This window comes from Streptomyces sp. 4F14, assembly GCF_048159485.1.
GTDB lineage: Bacteria > Actinomycetota > Actinomycetes > Streptomycetales > Streptomycetaceae > Streptomyces.
Map to the genome: position 1 here is coordinate 82,256 of NZ_JBLRVY010000015.1, position 16,047 is coordinate 98,302.

The 16,047-nt window shown below is 71.3% G+C and carries 12 protein-coding genes; 9 read left to right on the plus strand and 3 right to left on the minus strand.

Going from position 1 to position 16,047, the window contains the following annotated elements; translation table 11 throughout:
- Positions 1–26: 26 nt before the first annotated feature.
- Positions 27–857: a TetR/AcrR family transcriptional regulator gene (locus ACLZOT_RS25740; protein ID WP_416971430.1), complete on the minus strand. Its 831-nt coding sequence runs from the start codon at positions 855–857 to the stop codon at positions 27–29.
- Positions 858–1,019: 162 nt separating this feature from the next.
- Here ACLZOT_RS25740 and ACLZOT_RS25745 point away from each other — a divergent pair, with 162 nt between their 5' ends.
- From ACLZOT_RS25745 to ACLZOT_RS25755, 3 genes are all read left to right on the plus strand, one after another.
- Positions 1,020–2,015: an ATP-binding cassette domain-containing protein gene (locus tag ACLZOT_RS25745; RefSeq protein ID WP_416971431.1), complete on the plus strand. Its 996-nt coding sequence runs from the start codon at positions 1,020–1,022 to the stop codon at positions 2,013–2,015.
- Positions 2,012–2,833, plus strand: coding sequence for an ABC transporter permease (locus ACLZOT_RS25750; protein WP_416971432.1), 822 nt, complete (start codon positions 2,012–2,014; stop codon positions 2,831–2,833). Before ACLZOT_RS25745 ends, ACLZOT_RS25750 begins: the two co-directional genes overlap by 4 nt.
- Before the next feature lie 105 nt (positions 2,834–2,938).
- Positions 2,939–4,456 (plus strand): cellulase family glycosylhydrolase, encoded by a 1,518-nt coding sequence (locus ACLZOT_RS25755; RefSeq protein WP_416971433.1) that lies wholly within the window; start codon positions 2,939–2,941, stop codon positions 4,454–4,456.
- An 87-nt stretch (positions 4,457–4,543) separates the two neighbouring features.
- On the opposite strand, the gene serC is transcribed toward ACLZOT_RS25755, so the two are convergent.
- A complete protein-coding gene (gene serC / locus ACLZOT_RS25760; protein WP_416971434.1) occupies positions 4,544–5,662 on the minus strand; it encodes a phosphoserine transaminase in 1,119 nt (372 codons plus the stop codon).
- 147 nt (positions 5,663–5,809) lie between these two features.
- Here serC and ACLZOT_RS25765 point away from each other — a divergent pair, with 147 nt between their 5' ends.
- The 5 genes from ACLZOT_RS25765 (at position 5,810) to ACLZOT_RS25785 (ending at position 13,031) form a co-directional block, all read left to right on the plus strand.
- Positions 5,810–8,722, plus strand: coding sequence for an FAD-binding and (Fe-S)-binding domain-containing protein (locus ACLZOT_RS25765; protein WP_416971435.1), 2,913 nt, complete (start codon positions 5,810–5,812; stop codon positions 8,720–8,722).
- The gene (locus tag ACLZOT_RS25770) at positions 8,719–9,483 is read left to right on the plus strand and encodes a metallophosphoesterase family protein (RefSeq protein WP_416971436.1); all 765 of its coding nucleotides are present in this window, start codon (positions 8,719–8,721) and stop codon (positions 9,481–9,483) included. The genes ACLZOT_RS25765 and ACLZOT_RS25770 overlap by 4 nt, the downstream gene beginning before the upstream one ends.
- Before the next feature lie 165 nt (positions 9,484–9,648).
- Positions 9,649–9,783 (plus strand): hypothetical protein, encoded by a 135-nt coding sequence (locus tag ACLZOT_RS25775; protein ID WP_416971437.1) that lies wholly within the window; start codon positions 9,649–9,651, stop codon positions 9,781–9,783.
- A 96-nt stretch (positions 9,784–9,879) separates the two neighbouring features.
- Complete coding sequence (locus tag ACLZOT_RS25780) at positions 9,880–11,946, plus strand: ABC transporter ATP-binding protein (RefSeq protein ID WP_416971438.1); 2,067 nt, start codon at positions 9,880–9,882, stop codon at positions 11,944–11,946.
- Positions 11,947–12,059: 113 nt separating this feature from the next.
- Positions 12,060–13,031: an EamA family transporter gene (locus tag ACLZOT_RS25785; protein ID WP_416971439.1), complete on the plus strand. Its 972-nt coding sequence runs from the start codon at positions 12,060–12,062 to the stop codon at positions 13,029–13,031.
- Between the two features lie 160 nt (positions 13,032–13,191).
- On the opposite strand, the gene ACLZOT_RS25790 is transcribed toward ACLZOT_RS25785, so the two are convergent.
- Positions 13,192–14,838: a peptide-N4-asparagine amidase gene (locus tag ACLZOT_RS25790; RefSeq protein WP_416971440.1), complete on the minus strand. Its 1,647-nt coding sequence runs from the start codon at positions 14,836–14,838 to the stop codon at positions 13,192–13,194.
- 202 nt (positions 14,839–15,040) lie between these two features.
- Here ACLZOT_RS25790 and ACLZOT_RS25795 point away from each other — a divergent pair, with 202 nt between their 5' ends.
- Positions 15,041–16,021, plus strand: a complete 981-nt coding sequence (locus tag ACLZOT_RS25795; protein WP_416971441.1) for a phosphotransferase enzyme family protein — start codon at positions 15,041–15,043, stop codon at positions 16,019–16,021.
- The last annotated feature ends 26 nt before the right edge of the window (positions 16,022–16,047 follow it).

Genomic DNA, 16,047 nt, shown 5'->3' on the forward strand with positions numbered 1-16,047 from the left:
GTAGGGGGTCACTCCCGGGTATCAGGTCACTCCCCGGTACCGGGTCGCTTCTCGGTACTGGGCTGTCCCTCCGCGCGCTGGGCGACGAGCGCGTCGAGGCCGTCCAGGATGCGCTGGAGCCCGAAGCCGAAGTGGTCGAAGGAGGGCGTCCAGGTGTCGGGGTCGAGGGAGGCGAGGACCGGGTAGCGGCCCGACTCCATCACCTTGGAGATGTAGGGGGACTGCGCCTCGTAGAAGTCGGAGGTCGTCAGGCCCGAGACGCGCTCGGCCTCCTGGTAGTAGACCTGGGTGCGCGCGGCGCCGACGACGTACCCCTCGACCGTCATGATCGCCGACACCAGCTCGGTGTCGCTCAGGCCCATCGGCCGGATCCGCGTGAGCACCTTCTCCATGCCGTCCAGCGCGCTCGGGCCGAGCAGCGGGCGGGAGCGGCTGGCGGGTAGTACCCAGGGGTGACGGTGGTAGAGGGCGAGCATGGCGTGGGCCATGGCCTCCAGGGCCTCCCGCCAGGTGCCGTCGCCGAAGTCGCCGGGGTCCTGCGAGACGCGGTTCACCCGGTCCAGCATCAGTTCGACCAGCTCCGACTTGCCGGGGACGTAGCGGTAGAGCGACATCGCTCCCGTACCGAGTTCGGCCGCGACCCGGCGCATCGACACCGCGTCCAGGCCCTCCCGGTCGGCGATCTCGACGGCGGCCTCGACGATCCGGTCCAGGGTGAGCGTCGGCCGCGGGCCGCGCGCGGGGCGGCGGGCGCCCTCCCAGAGGAGTTCGAGGGTGCGCGTGATCTGGTCCCGGCAGTGCTGGTCCCGGCGGTGGGTGTCGTCGCCGGTGCCGCCGGTGTCCGCGCTGCTCGTCATGGGGGCAGTGTAGTTCCGGACGGAAAAACCGGGTACGGCGTACGCGTTATCGGGTACGGTGTACTCGGTTATCGGGTGCGGCTGGGCCCCGAGAGCTGTTCGTGCGGCCAGGACCAGAGAGCTACCGCCGCAGAGCTACCACCACGGAGTGAGGGGAACCCCATGACCACCGCGTACGCCGTCCGCGCCGAAGCCTTACGCAAGAGCTACGCCGGAAAACCCGCCCTCGACGGCTTCGACCTGGCCGTCCGCGAGGGCACGGTGCACGGGCTGCTCGGGCCCAACGGGGCCGGCAAGACCACCGCCGTCCGTATCCTGGCCACCCTGCGGCGCCCCGACGGCGGCCACGCGGAGGTCGCCGGACTCGACGTGGTCCGCAGGGCGCGCGAGGTGCGGGCGCGGATCGGGCTCACGGGGCAGTACGCGGCGGTCGACGAGGTCCTCACCGGCAGGCAGAACCTGGAGATGTTCGGCCGCCTCTTCCACCTCGGCGGCAGGCGGGCCCGGCAGCGCGCCGCCGAACTCCTGGACCGCTTCGGCCTGCGCGATGCCGCCGACCGGGGCGTGGACGGCTACAGCGGCGGCATGCGGCGCCGCCTCGACCTCGCCGCGTCGATGATCTTGGCCCCCGCGGTGCTCTTCCTCGACGAGCCGACGACCGGCCTCGACCCCCGGGGCAGGGGCGAAGTCTGGGACGCCGTACGGGCGTTGGTGGCGGACGGCACCACGGTCCTGCTCACCACCCAGTACCTGGAGGAGGCGGACCGGCTGGCCTCCCGGGTGACCGTGCTCGACCGGGGCCGGTCCATCGCCGACGACACCCCCGACGGCCTCAAGGACATGATCGGCGGCGACCGGATCGAGGTCGTCCTCGCCGAACGCGCCGACATCCAGCGGACGGTGAAGGTGATGGCCCGGGTGGCGGACGGCGAACCCGAGGCGGACGAGGGCGAGTTGAGGGTGCACGCCACCGTCACCGACCGGGTCGCCGCGCTCACCGCGGTGGCCCGCACCCTCCAGGACGAGGGCGTGCGGGTCGAGGACATCGGCCTGCGCCGGCCGAGCCTCGACGACGTGTTCCTGCGTCTGACCGGCCACCGCGCCGAGCCGACCCCGGCCCAGGCCACGGCCGCGACCACGAAGGAGCCCGCCGCGTGAGCACCCTCGACCTCACCCCGGCCCGCGAACACGGCCGCGCCTACTGGGCGTTGGCCGACTGCTGGAACATCGTCCGCCGGGGCCTAACCCACTACCGGCGCCAACCCGTCAACATCCTCTGGCAGTTGGGCTTCCCGATCCTCTCCGTCCTGCTCTACGGCTACGTCTTCGGCAGCGCGATGCACGTGCCGGGAGGCGGGGACTACAAGGACTTCCTGATGCCGGGCATGTTCGTCATGACGATGGCGTTCGGGTTCATCAACACCGCCACGGTCGTCGTGTACGACGCGCAGAAGGGGGTCGTCGACCGGTTCCGTTCGATGCCGATGGCGTCCTCGGCGGTCGTCGCCGGACGCGGGGTCACCGATCTCCTCGTCGCCTGCGCCGAGTTGGCCATCATGATGCTCACCGCACTGGCTATCGGGTGGCGTCCGGAAGGGAGTTGGGGATTCGTCGGCGCTTTCGGGCTGCTGCTGTGGCTGCGCCTCGCGCTGATCTGGCTCGGGGTGTGGCTCGGCTTCGTCGTCCCCAACCCCGAGGCGGCGGGCGGGCTGTTCGCGGTCGCCTTCCCGCTGACGATGATCTCCAGCATCTTCGTCGCGCCCCAGCTCATGCCGGACTGGCTGGGGTTCGTGGCCGCGTGGAACCCCGTCTCGGCGACGGCCGGGGCCACCCGGGAACTGTTCGGGTCACCGGCCGGGGCGGGGGACACCTGGATCGAGCAGAACGCCCAACTGATGGCGTTCGTCTGGCCGTTGCTCCTGGGCGCGCTCTTCCTGCCGCTGGCGGTCGGGCGGTTCAGGAAGCTCGGGAAGTGATGTCGTAGTCCTTGACGGGGTGTTGGGACCGGTCTTCTCTGGGAGGTGCGGATGTGGGAGCGCTCCCACATTTCCGGATCCGCACCTCCGAGAGGAACAAGGGACATGTTCCGCAACGTGCGAAGAGCGCTGTGCGCGGTTGCCGCCGCACTGCTGCTGCCCCTGGGGCTCGCGGCCGCGCAGCCGGCGCGGGCCGCAGAGGCGCCGGGGGCCGGGTACTGGCACACCAGCGGCCGTCAGATCCTCGACGCGGCCGGACAGCCCGTCCGGGTCGCCGGCATCAACTGGTTCGGCTTCGAGACCGGCAACTACGTGGTCCATGGCCTGTGGTCGCGCGACTACAAGAGCATGATCGACCAGATGAAGTCGCTGGGCTACAACACCATCCGCATTCCGTACAGCGACGACATCTTCAAACCCTCGACCGTCCCCAACAGCATCGACTTCTCCAGCGGCAAGAACGCCGACCTCCAGGGCCTCAACTCCCTGGGGATACTGGACAAGATCGTGTCGTACGCCGGTCAGGACGGCCTGCGGGTCATCCTCGACCGGCACCGCCCGGACGGCGGCGGACAGTCCGCGCTCTGGTACACCGCCGCCGTCCCGGAGTCGACCTGGATCGCCAACCTGAAGTCCCTGGCGTCCCGTTACGCCGGGAACCCGGCCGTCGTCGGCATCGACCTCCACAACGAGCCGCACGATCCCGCCTGTTGGGGCTGCGGGGACACGACGAAGGACTGGCGGCTGGCCGCCCAGCGCGCGGGCAACGCGATCCTCTCGGTCAACCCCGACCTGCTGATCTTCGTCGAGGGCGTCCAGACCTTCAACGGAGTCTCCGGCTGGTGGGGCGGCAACCTGATGGGCGTCGCCCAGTACCCCGTCCAACTCTCCGTCCCCAACCGGGTGGTGTACTCCGCGCACGACTACGCCACGAGCGTCGCCCAGCAGAGCTGGTTCAACGACCCCACGTTCCCGAACAACATGCCGGGCATCTGGGACAAGTACTGGGGCTACATCTTCAAACAGAACATCGCCCCTGTGTGGGTGGGCGAGTTCGGTACGACGCTCCAGGCGACCGTGGACCAGAAGTGGCTGGCGGCGCTGGTGAGTTACCTGCGCCCGACCGCCGCGAACGGGGCCGACTCCTTCCACTGGACCTTCTGGTCGTGGAACCCCAACTCCGGTGATACCGGCGGGATCCTGAAGGACGACTGGCAGACCGTCGACACCGTGAAGGACGGCTACCTCGCGAGCGTCAAGGCGCCCGCCTTCCCGCCGGTCGGCGGCGGAGGGGGCGGGGGCGGCGGAGGCGGTGGCGGGAGTGCCGCCTGCACCGCGACCTACGCCGTCACCAGCGACTGGGGCGGCGGCTTCAACGCCGAGGTGAAAGTGGTGAATTCGGGGACCACGGCCATCTCCTCGTGGAAGGTCGCCTGGAGCTTCCCCGGCGCCCAGCAGATCTCCAGCATGTGGAACGCCTCGTACACCCAGAGCGGGGCCTCGGTCACCGCCGCCAACGCCGCCCACAACGGGGCGTTGTCCGCGGGGAGTTCGGCCACCTTCGGGTTCGGGGCCGCGCCCGGCGGGGGCAGCGCGCCCAGCCTCAGCTGCACGGCCACCTGAACGGAGCGAAGGGCGCCCGGAGTTCACCGGGCGCCCTTCAGCGTCGTACCTGTGCGCGGCGGACAACTACGCCGGGCGGCAAGGGAGTCAGAGGTTCTCGATCACGTAGTCGACGCACTTCGTGAGGGCCTCGACGTCCGCCGGGTCGATCGCCGGGAACATGGCGACGCGCAACTGGTTGCGGCCGAGCTTGCGGTAGGGCTCGGTGTCGACGATGCCGTTGGCGCGCAGGACCTTGGCGATCACGGCGGCGTCGATGTCGTCCGCGAAGTCGATCGTGCCGATGACCTGCGAGCGCTTCGCCGGGTCGGTGACGAACGGCGCCGCGTGCTTCGACTCCTCGGCCCAGGTGTAGAGGCGGGTGGAGGAGTCCTTCGTCCTGGCGGTGGAGAAGGACAGGCCGCCCTGGCCGTTGATCCACTTGAGCTGCTCGTTCAGCAGGAACAGGGTGGAGAGCGCCGGGGTGTTGTACGTCTGGTTCTTGCGGGAGTTGTCGATCGCCGTGGGGAGGCTGAAGAACTCCGGGACGTGCCGGCCGGAGGCGTGGACGCGCTCGGCGCGCTCGATCGCGGCCGGGGAGAAGACGCCGATCCACAGGCCGCCCTCGGAGGCGAAGGACTTCTGCGGGGCGAAGTAGTAGACGTCCGTCTCGGCGATGTCGACCGGCAGGCCGCCCGCGCCGGAGGTGGCGTCGACCAGGACCAGCGCGCCCTCGTCGGCGCCCGCGACGCGCTTGACCGGCGCCGCGACACCCGTGGACGTCTCGTTGTGGGTGAACGCGTACACGTCCACGCCCGCCTCGGCCTGCGCCTCGGGGTGGGTGCCCGGGTCGGAGGAGATCACGGTGGGCTCGGCCAGCCAAGGGGCGAGCTTGGCCGCCTTGGCGAACTTCGAGCTGAACTCGCCGAAGGTGAGGTGCTGCGACTTGTTCTCGATCAGCCCGTGGGTCGCGACGTCCCAGAACGCGGTCGAGCCGCCGTTGCCGAGGACGACCTCGTAGCCCTCAGGTAGGGCGAACAGCGCGGAGATGCCCTCGCGGACCTCGCCGACCAGGTTCTTCACCGGGGCCTGCCGGTGTGACGTACCCAGGAGGGACGTACCGGTGGCGGCGAGGGCGTCCAGCGCCTCGATCCGCACCTTGGAGGGACCCGCGCCGAAACGTCCGTCCGCGGGTTTGATGTCAGAGGGAATCCGGATCTCAGCCACGGGGGGAGGGTAGCCGTTGGGAGAAACGCGAGCGAAACGAGGTCCGTCGGATGAGACACCATTCGGACACCGTGATCGCGTACTCCTTGAAGGATCTTGAACGTCCGGCCCCCTGCCCCCGGCCGCCCCGCCTGATTTCCTGTACCCATGCCGAACCTGGAAGCGGAACTGCGCACGGCCCTGCGGGGCGACGTCGGCTTCGACACCGCCTCCCGTGCCGTCGTGACCATGGACGCCTCGAACTACCGGCGGATCCCCCTCGGAGTCGTAGCTCCCAGGGATGACGCCGATGTGGCCGCCGCCCTGGAGATCTGCCGGGAGTACGGGGTACCCGTAGTACCCAGAGGTGGGGGTACCTCCATCGCGGGTCAGGCGACCGGCACCGGCGTCGTCCTCGACTTCACCCGGCACATGAACCGCGTCCTCGACCTGGACCCCGCCACCCGTACCGCCGTGGTCCAGCCCGGCCTGGTCCTCGACCGCCTCCAGGACGCCGCCGCCCCGCACGGCCTGCGCTTCGGCCCCGACCCCTCCACCCACAGCCGCTGCACCCTCGGCGGCATGATCGGCAACAACTCCTGCGGCTCCCACTCCGTCGCGTGGGGGACGACCGCCGACAACGTCCGCACCCTCGACGTCGTCACCGCGCGCGGCGCCCGCCTCACCCTGGGCCCGGACTGGGCGGGTAGTCCCGAAGGACTACGCCGACTGGTCGACACCGAGCTGGCCCGCCTGCGCACCGGCTTCCCCGAACTGCCCCGCCGCATCTCCGGGTACGCCCTGGACTCCCTGCTGCCCGAGAAGGGCGCCGACACGGCCCGCGCGTACTGCGGCTCCGAGGGCACCCTCGCGATCCTCACGCGGGCCACCGTCCGCCTCGTCGAGGCGCCCCGCGCGCGGGCCCTCGCGGTCCTGGGGTACGGCGACGAGGGCGGCGCGGCGGAGGCGGCGGCCGGGCTGCTGCCGTACGGGCCGTTGACGGTCGAAGGTATGGCAGCCGATCTCGTACCTGAGAGCCACGCGCTGCCCCGAGGGGGTGCCTGGCTGTTCGTCGAGACCGGCGGCGAGACACCGGAGGAGGCACGGGTACGGGGTGAGGCGATCGTCCGCGCGGCCGACGCCGTCGACGCGGTCGTCGTCACCGACCCCGCCGAGCAGCGCGCCCTGTGGCGGATCCGGGAGGACGCGAGCGGTACGGCGACCCGGACCCCGGACGGCCGCGAGGCGTGGCCCGGCTGGGAGGACTGCGCCGTACCGCCGGCCCGCCTCGGCGCCTACCTGCGCGACTTCCGCGCCCTCCTCGCCGCGCACGGCCTGCACGGCACCCCCTACGGGCACTTCGGCGACGGCTGCATCCACGTCCGCATCGACTTCGACCTCCTCACCGGCCCCGGCATCGCCCGCTTCCGCCGCTTCTCGGAGGAACTCGCCGACCTCGTCACGGCCCACGGCGGGTCCCTCTCCGGGGAGCACGGCGACGGCCAGGCGCGCGCGGAGCTACTACCCAGGATGTACGGGGAGGAGATGGTCGCCCTCTTCGAACGCGTCAAGGCGCTCTGGGACCCCGACGACCTCCTCAACCCCGGCATGCTCGTCCGGCCCGCACCCCTCGATGCCAACCTCCGCTTCGCCCCGCTGCCCCGCGAGCCCGTCCCGGTCGTCTTTGGCTACCCGGCCGACGGCGGCGACTTCTCCGCCGCCGTACGCCGCTGCGTCGGCGTCGCCAAGTGCCGTACGACGACGGCGTCCGGGCCCGCCGTCATGTGCCCGTCGTTCCGCGCGACCGGCGAGGAGGCCCACTCCACCCGGGGGCGCGCGAGGCTCCTGCACGAGATGCTCGCCGGTGAACTCGTCACCGACGGCTGGCGGTCCACGGAGGTCAGGGACGCCCTCGACCTCTGCCTGTCCTGCAAAGGGTGCCGCTCGGACTGCCCTGTCGGCGTCGACATGGCCACCTACAAAGCCGAGTTCCTCCACCACCACTACGAGGGGCGGCGCCGGCCCGCCGCGCACTACAGCATGGGCCGGCTGCCGCAGTGGCTGCGGTGGATCGCCCGGACACGGACCGCGCCGCTCGTCAACTCCCTCGCCTCCGTACGGCCGTTGGCCGCGCTGGGGAAGCGGATCGGGGGTGTCGCTCCCGAGCGGGGGATTCCCCGGGTGGCGGCGGAGACGTTCAGCCGGTGGTGGAAACGCCGGTTCAGGACCGAACTGAAGCGGGCCCGCTCCGCGTGGCTGCGGGACGGACACCTGGTCGTGCTGTGGCCGGACACTTTTACTGAACACCTGTCACCGGACGTGGGAAAGGCGGCAGTTCGGGTGCTGGAGGCGGCCGGGATGACGGTCCTGCTGCCGCCGGCCGTGCGCTGGAAGGGCGGGGCGGCGCCGTGGCCGGCACGTAGGCGGAAGGTGTGCTGCGGGCTCACCTACGTGTCCACCGGCCAGCTGGAGCGGGCCCGGCAGGTGTTGCGGGAGACGCTGGACCTGCTCGATCCGTACCTGCTCGATCCGTACCCGGTGGAGGAACTCCCCGGCGAGGAAGGCGACTTGCCCCTCCTTCCCTTCGTCGTCCTCGAACCCAGCTGTGCCGCGGCCCTCCGCACCGACCTCCCCGAACTCCTCCCCGACGACCCGCGAGCCGCGCGTCTCGCCGCCCGGGTCCTCACCTTCGCCGAGGCGCTGGAGAGGTACGCCCCCGACTGGACGCCGCCCCGGCTGGACCGGCCGGTGGTCGGGCAGACGCACTGCCACCAGCACGCGGTACTCGGCGACACGGCCGACCGGCGTCTGCGGGACGCCGCCGGTCTCAGCGGGGAGCTGAGCGGCGGATGCTGCGGGCTCGCAGGTAACTTCGGCTTCGAACAAGGGCACTTCGAGGTGTCGTCCGCCTGCGCCGAGGAACAACTCCTGCCGTCCGTACGGCAGGCGCCCGAGGACGCGGTCGTCCTCGCCGACGGCTTCTCCTGCCGGACCCAGCTGGAACAGCTGGCCGGGGTGCGCGGCCGGCACCTCGCGGAGGTCCTCGCCGAGGCGCTGGACGAAGAGAGGGACACCAAGTGACGTACGAGGAAGCCCAGTCGGTCGCCGTCCTGTCCGACATCCACGGCGTTCTGCCCGCCCTGGAAGCGGTGCTGGCCGAGCCGGACGTCGCCGCCGCCGACGTGGTCGTCCTCACCGGGGACATCGCGGCCGGACCCCAACCCGCCGAAGTCATCGACCTGTTGAGGGAGCAGGGCGACCGCGTGCGGTGGGTCTCCGGCAACGCCGACCGGGAACTGGTCGAGTACCGGCGCGGCCTGCGCGACGAAAACCCGGACCCCATAGGCCCGTTCGCCGCGCGGGCGCTCACCGAGGAGCACGTCGGCTTCCTCGCCGCCCTGCCGGCGACCCTGACGCTCACCGTCGCCGGGCTGGGCGCGACCCTGTTCTGCCACGCGACTCCCCGCGACGACGAGGAGGTCGTCCTCGTCGACTCCCGCCCGGCCCGCTGGCGCGAGGTCCTCGCCGGCCTCGATCCCGCCGTACGCACTGTCGTCTGCGGCCACACCCACATGCCCTATCTCCGCCTCGCCGAAGGGAAGTTGGTCGTCAACCCGGGCAGCGTCGGCATGCCCTACGGCCGTCCCGGTGCGCACTGGTGCCTGCTCGGGCCGGGGGTGGACCTGCGGGTCACGCCGTACGACGTGCCGGGAGCCGTCGCGCGGCTGGTCGAGGAGTGCGGGTACCCGGGGATCGCCGAGTGGGCGGACACCTATCTGCACGCCCGGGTGACGGACACGCTGGCGCTGGAGACGTTCGGGCCGCGTGACGGACGCGGCTGACCCCTCTGACGGAACGCCCAGCTTTTTCAAAGGTATTCACAGCGCCTCTTTGCCAACTTTGCCGCCCGTAAACATGAGAGGCGTGTAGGTTCTTCGGTATCGGGTTCCGGACGCGGAATTCGACGAAATCGAAGGTACAGCGCAATCCCCCCCCTAGGAGTTGGAATGAGCTTCAAGAAGCTTGCCCCGCTGCCCCCGAAGCCGAAGTCGAAGCAGCTCCCGCCCCCGCCGAAGCCGAAGCCCAAGGCCAAGCGCCCGGTTCCGCCGGCGCCCAAGCCGATCCCCGGTCAGGGCCACTGATCCAGCGGTGAGCAGAAAAGGGCCGGTGGTGCACTGCCGGCCCTTTTCCGGTTCGTTCGTCCATGATGATTCGGCGGCTGGGAAAGGGTGTTTCACATGGCCGACAGAAATGCGGAGGCCGGTGAATTCGACACCGATGAAGATGCCGACGCAGATGAATACGACACCCCCACCATTCCGTCCCGCGTCGCGTTCCGCCGCTTCTGGCCGCTGACCGAGGGCCTGCGGAAGTGGCTGCTGGTCGTCTGGGTCTGCACGATCCTCGCCGCGCTCGCCGAGACCGAAGCCATCCTGCTGTTCGGCGAGTTGACCGACCACGCCCTCAACCAGGGCTCCCTGAACGCCTTCTGGGTCCCGGCCGCGCAGTGGCTCGGGGTCGCCGTCGTCGGCGCGGTCGTCGCGTACGCGGGCAACTCCCTCGCCGCCTGGGCCACCGAACGCTTCGTGATGAGACTGCGCGAGCATGTCTTCGACCACGTACAGCAGTTGCCCCCGCACTTCTTCCAAGTCCACCGCCAGGGCGACCTGTTGTCCCGGCTGACCAGTGATGTCGAGGCGATCGAGACGATGGTCGTCTCCGGCCTCGTGGGCGCCGCCTCGGCCGGGTTCAGTGCTCTTTTCTACGCCGCCGCCGCGTTCTGGCTGCGCTGGGACCTCGCCACCGCGACCTTCGTCCTGGCCCCCCTGTTCTGGCTCGCCGCCCGCCGCTTCTCCGGCTCCATCAAGGACGTCTCCCGCGCGGGCCGGGTCGCGGACGGCGCGATCACCTCCGTAGTCGAGGAGTCCCTCGGCAACATCGTCCTCACCCAGGCGTACGGCCGCCGCGACGCCGAACGGCGCCGGCTGCGCGAGGAGGCGACCGCGTGGTTCCGTGCCTCCGTCCGGGCGACCCGGCTGAACGAGGCGTACGAGCAGCTCGTCCAGGTCATCGAGACCGTGTGCGTGCTCGCGGTGATCGGCATCGGCGCCTGGGAGATCTCCACCGGACGGATGACGCTCGGCCAACTCCTCGCGTTCGCCGCCTTCTTGGGCTACCTCTATCCGCCCGTGCGCGGCCTCGCGCAGCTCGGGCTCACGATCACGGCGGCCACGGCCGGCGCCGAGCGGCTGATCGAGATCCTCGACGTCCGGCCGTCGGTCACCGACCCCCGGCACGCCGCCGACACCGGCCGCCCGGACGGTGCGATCGCGGTCCGCGACGTCGCCTTCCGCTACCCCGGCGCGGACCGCGACGCCCTCCGGGGGCTCTCCTTCGACGTCAGCCCCGGCGAGCTGGTGATCGTCACCGGGCCGAGCGGCGCCGGGAAGTCCACGGTCTCGAAACTCCTCCTCAGGTTCTACGACCCCGATACCGGAGACGTACGCCTCGACGGCATACCTCTGAGGGACTTCCCCCTAGGCCGGCTGCGGGAGTACGTCACCCTCCTCCCCCAGGAGACGCTGGTCCTGCACGACACCGTCCGCGCCAACATCGCCTGCGGCCGGCCCGGCGCCAGCGACGAGGCGATCGAGGCGGCGGCGCGCGCGGCCGACGCCCACGACTTCGTCGTACGCCTCCCCGACGGGTACGACACCCGTATCGAACCCGGCACCGCGCGGCTGTCCGGCGGGCAGCTCCAGCGGCTCGCCATCGCCCGCGCGATCCTGCGCGACTCCCCGGTGCTGGTCCTGGACGAGCCGACGACCGGGCTCGACGCGATGTCCGCACGCCGGGTGGTCAAACCGCTGCGGCGGCTGATGGCCGGGCGGACGACCCTGATGATCACCCACGACCTCAACCTCGCGCCCGACGCCGACCGCATCCTCGTCGTCGACCGGGGGCGGGTCGTCGAGACCGGACGGCACGAGGAACTGCTCGCGCGCGGCGGGGCGTACTCCCGGCTGCACCGCTCGCAGAACAACGCCGTGATGGACACGGGGGAGCTGCGGATGCCGGTGTTCCCGGAGGAGGCGGCGGCGGTGTGGGTCGGGGGAGCGGGCCAGGCGCACTACGGGTACGGGGGCCACGGGTACGACACCCCGGCTCCCGCACCGGCACCCGACGTCAACCCCTACACCGCGTACGACCCGTACCAGCCCTACTACGGTCACGTACCGCCCGTCCCTCAGAGGTACGACATACCTCAGGAGTACGACCCCGGTCACCCCTACCGCAGCGCCTGAAGGCCATCTCACGGTCCGAGACAGTGGCAAACCCGGTTCACACGCCTGACTGAGTCCATTACCGTGGACTTGGAAGTGCATCACGATGAACTCACCGAGCACCGGGACCGCCAGTGACCACCCCTGAACCGACGATCGCGACCCCGACCGGCGGCGTACCCGGAACCCTCCGCGGCGAGAGCGGTACTACCCCTGGCGGGGGACGGACCAGGGGGACGAGCCCCCTCGGCCCCATCGGCCTGGTGCTGGCCGGCGGTGTGTCGGTGCAGTTCGGCGGCGCCCTGTCCGTGCTGCTGATGCCGAGGGCGGGCGCGCTCGGCGTGGTGACGCTGCGGCTCGTGGTCGCGTCGGTCGTACTCCTGCTGATCTGCCGCCCCCGCCTGCGCGGCCACTCGCGCGCGGACTGGGGCACGGTGATCGTTTTCGGTATCACGATGGCCACGATGAACGGCCTCTTCTACCAGGCCGTCGCCCGCATCCCCCTCGGCCCGGCCGTCACCCTGGAGGTGCTGGGACCCCTGGCACTCTCGGTCCTGGCCTCCCGCCGCGCGGTCAACGCGATCTGGGCGGCCCTCGCGCTCGGCGGCGTCTTCCTGCTCGGCGGCGGGAGCTTCGACAGCCTCGACCCGGTCGGCGTCGCGTTCGCGCTCTCGGCGGGCGTCGCGTGGGCGACGTACATCGTCTTCAGCGCCCGCACCGGCCGCCGCTTCCCGCAGGCGGACGGGCTCGCGCTCGCGATGGCCGTCGGAGCCGTCCTCTTCCTGCCGCTGGGGATCGCGGAGTCGGGTACGAAGCTGCTGCACCCGGCGACCGTGGGGCTCGGCGCGGCCGTCGCGATCCTCTCCTCGGTCCTGCCCTACACCCTCGAACTCCTCGCGCTGCGCCGCCTGCCCGCCTCCACCTTCGCGATCCTCATGAGCCTCGAACCCGCGATCGCGGCGGGGGCCGGTTTCCTCATCCTCGACCAGGCCCTCACCTCGCTCCAGGCCCTGGCCATCGCCCTGGTCATCGCGGCGAGCATGGGGGCCGTGCGGACGCAGGTGGGCCGGGGGAAGGCGAAGGTGCCGGACACCGTCACCGGCTGAGACGGCGGAGCGCCCGGCGCCGGTGTCGGCGTCGGCCGTGGCGAGCGGCTGTCCCCCCGGTTGCTGTCCCCCGGCGGGTGTACCCGGGTAGTACCGGAGAGGGACGACCGGCGAGGAGCGGCTGGGCCCCCGTACCCGTCCCTCGCCGGTACCCCGTACCTCAGTAGCCCCCTACGTCCTTCGTCAGCACCCCCTGCTCCGTCGCGAGCGTGTGGTCGTAGTGGACCCCGGGGCCCCGGAGCCGGTACCGCTCGCTCGTGGCGGCCACGGCGTGCCGCTGCTCGCGGGCCACTCCGAGGGTGAAGGTGGCGTCCCCGCGGTACTGGTCGTCGACGCGGGTGGCGCCGACGGCCGAGCGGTCGCCGACGGACATGATCACGCGCAGCCGGTTCGCGCTGTCGATGGTCGCGCGGCCGTCGAGGGTGTAGGCGCGGTCGGTGCGCGCGACGCGCCCGTCGGTGGTGACGGCCTGGTGGTCGGTCCACTTTCCGGTCTGGTCGTCGGTGTTCTCGTCGGGCGTCCACCGGTGGTCGATCGCCGTGGTGAGGGTCCGCTCGACCGTCGTCGTGACCCGGCCGTGCGAGGTGTCGACGTACCCGGTGACCTTCAGCCGGTCCGTGCCGTCGGTCGCCAGGTGCCGCAGCGAACCGTCGGTGTAGTCATCGACCACCTGGGGACCGCTCTGCCGGTACGACGTGACGGCCCCCGTCACGACCGCCTTGTGGGCGTCCTGCCACACCAGCACGTTCGTCGGCGCGCTCCACCCGGTCTGCCCGGCCGGCACCCCGACCACCGACACGTCGACCTTGTGCGCCTTCCCGTCGTCCAGGACTCCCGCGAACGGCGTCAGGTCGTACACCAGCGGTCGTACGTCGAAAGCATGGGGGGAGGGGATCACCGACCAGAGGTACGGGGACCAGCCGCCGGTCCACACGTTCGGGTACGGCGAGGCGATCCCGGCGACCTTCCCGTCGACGCTGATCCGCACCTCGCGGTACGGCCCGTCGTCCCCGCCCTTGCAGGAGTACGACGCCGACGGGGTGACCGCCGAGTACCAGAACTCCTCGCAGCCGCCGCCCGATCCGGTGGCGTACACCTCCGCGAGGATCCGCTCGGAGTTGCGCGGCACGGTCAGCGAGGCGTCCGTCGTCACGCTGTTGGCGTCACTCAGGGGTATGACGCGGTCGGGCACGGAGGACCTGCGCCCCGGCCCGGCCGATACCCCAGGCGTAGCCGTGTAGAACGTGAGGGTGACCTTGACGTTCAGGACGCCCGTGTAGGTGTCGTCGACAACGTTGCCAATGAGCATGTCGACGGACTGAGGGCTGCTGAGGGTTCGCGCGTACGGGGTCACGTCCTTCTCGACGGACCAGTCGATCCCGTCCTGCGAGGGCTCGGGCGTCGAGGTCCGCAGCATCTGCACGCCGCCGATGTCCAGGTACCCGAGCCGGTCGAACTGCCTGCCTTTCACGCTCCCGTCGAGGCGCAGCACGACCTTGGCCCAACTGCCGGGCGTGCCGCAGCCGTTCGGCGGGGTGTAGGTCCCGGTGTACGGGGTGAAGTCCTGGAACCGCGCCTGCGCGACGGTGACCGAGCACGACCTGGTGTGCGGGGTCGCGATCGGCGGGGCGGCGGTGACGGGGTCGTGGTAGTCGGTCCCGAACTCCGTCGGCACGGTGGTGGCGGAGGCGCTGCCCAGGGACAGGCCGAACGCGGCGACGGCGGCGGCCAGCACGGTGACCGCCCGGCTCGCCCGGCCCGGACGGACCGGGGAACCCGCGGGGCCCGGTGCGCGGGTGGGTCTCATGGCTCGTATCACTCTCATGCGGCGCAGTGAACTGCCACGTCCCGGGCGCGGCCAAGGGGACTTGGAAAGGTATTGACCAACCCTGGGAGGTAACCCGACCGAGTGGCGACACGACCGTGACCTGCGCACCTCCGATCGCATCCATGCCCGGCCCGGAAAATCCCGTACCCCGCAGGTATGGCGGGAACTACAGTCGGCGCTCATGCCCACACCCACCAGGACAGTAGAAGCCGCAGCCATCGCCGACGCCTACTCCCTAGGTCCCGGCCCCTGGACCGTCACCCCCGTGACCCGGGGCGCCCTCGGCCGGATCTGGCGGCTGACCGGCGCCGGATCGTCCTGGGCGGTGAAGGAGATGCTGTTCGGCTGCGACGAGGACCAGGTTCGCCGGGAGGCGCAACTCCGGGACGCGGCAGAGGAGTTGGGCATCTCCGCGCCCCGCCTCCACGTCAACCGCGACGGCGCCCACGTCACCCGCCTGGAGACCTCCGCCGTCAAGCTGTACGACTGGGTGGAGGGGCGCACCGCCGACGCCGCCGACCCCGCGGTCCTGGACTGGTTCGGGCGGACGGCCGGCATCGTGCACCGCGCGGGAGTGGGCGCCGAGGGGCCGGTGAACGACTGGTACGAGCGCTGCCCCGACGACGCCGAGTGGAAGGAACTCGGCGAGAGGGTGCGGCGCGCGGGGCTCCCCTGGGCCGACGAGCTGGACCGCTTCGTCGAGGACGTCGTACCCGAGCTGTCCGCCTGGGTAGGACCTTCGGGTGACGCCGGTCTGGTGACGTCGCACCTCGATCTCCAGCCGCAGAACGTGCTGGTGGGCCCCGCCGGGCCGGTCCTGCTCGACTGGGACAACGCCGGCCCGATCGCGGCCGAACAGGAGCTGGCGCGCGCCCTGTTCCTCTGGTCGGGCGCCAACGAGCCGGATACCGGGCGGACTCGGCGGATCGTCCGGGCTTATCGGGCGGCCGGCGGTCCGGGCGAGATCCGGGGGCTGCGCTCGTTCTCCATGCTCTTCGCGACCGCCGTGAACTATGTGCGGGTCCAGGCCGACTGTGCGGTCACCCCCGAAGTCACCGAGGACCAGCGGGCGTTCGGTGCCGAGCAGGCGGTGCGCTGCATGCGGGCGATCCCGCGGCTCGATGCCGTGGAGGTACTGGCCGAGGCGGCCGCCACGGCCTGAACAGCCTTGCGGGCGGCGGTCCTTGG

Bases quoted from the DNA above. Each gene is read 5' to 3' on its own strand.
- ACLZOT_RS25765 (WP_416971435.1), top strand. From the start codon at position 5,810: ATGCCGAACCTGGAAGCGGAACTGCGCACGGCCCTGCGGGGCGACGTC.
- ACLZOT_RS25745 (WP_416971431.1), top strand. From the start codon at position 1,020: ATGACCACCGCGTACGCCGTCCGCGCCGAAGCCTTACGCAAGAGCTAC.
- ACLZOT_RS25755 (WP_416971433.1), top strand. From the start codon at position 2,939: ATGTTCCGCAACGTGCGAAGAGCGCTGTGCGCGGTTGCCGCCGCACTG.
- ACLZOT_RS25780 (WP_416971438.1), top strand. From the start codon at position 9,880: ATGGCCGACAGAAATGCGGAGGCCGGTGAATTCGACACCGATGAAGAT.
- ACLZOT_RS25740 (WP_416971430.1), bottom strand. From the start codon at position 857: ATGACGAGCAGCGCGGACACCGGCGGCACCGGCGACGACACCCACCGC.
- ACLZOT_RS25775 (WP_416971437.1), top strand. From the start codon at position 9,649: ATGAGCTTCAAGAAGCTTGCCCCGCTGCCCCCGAAGCCGAAGTCGAAG.
- ACLZOT_RS25795 (WP_416971441.1), top strand. From the start codon at position 15,041: ATGCCCACACCCACCAGGACAGTAGAAGCCGCAGCCATCGCCGACGCC.
- ACLZOT_RS25790 (WP_416971440.1), bottom strand. From the start codon at position 14,838: ATGAGACCCACCCGCGCACCGGGCCCCGCGGGTTCCCCGGTCCGTCCG.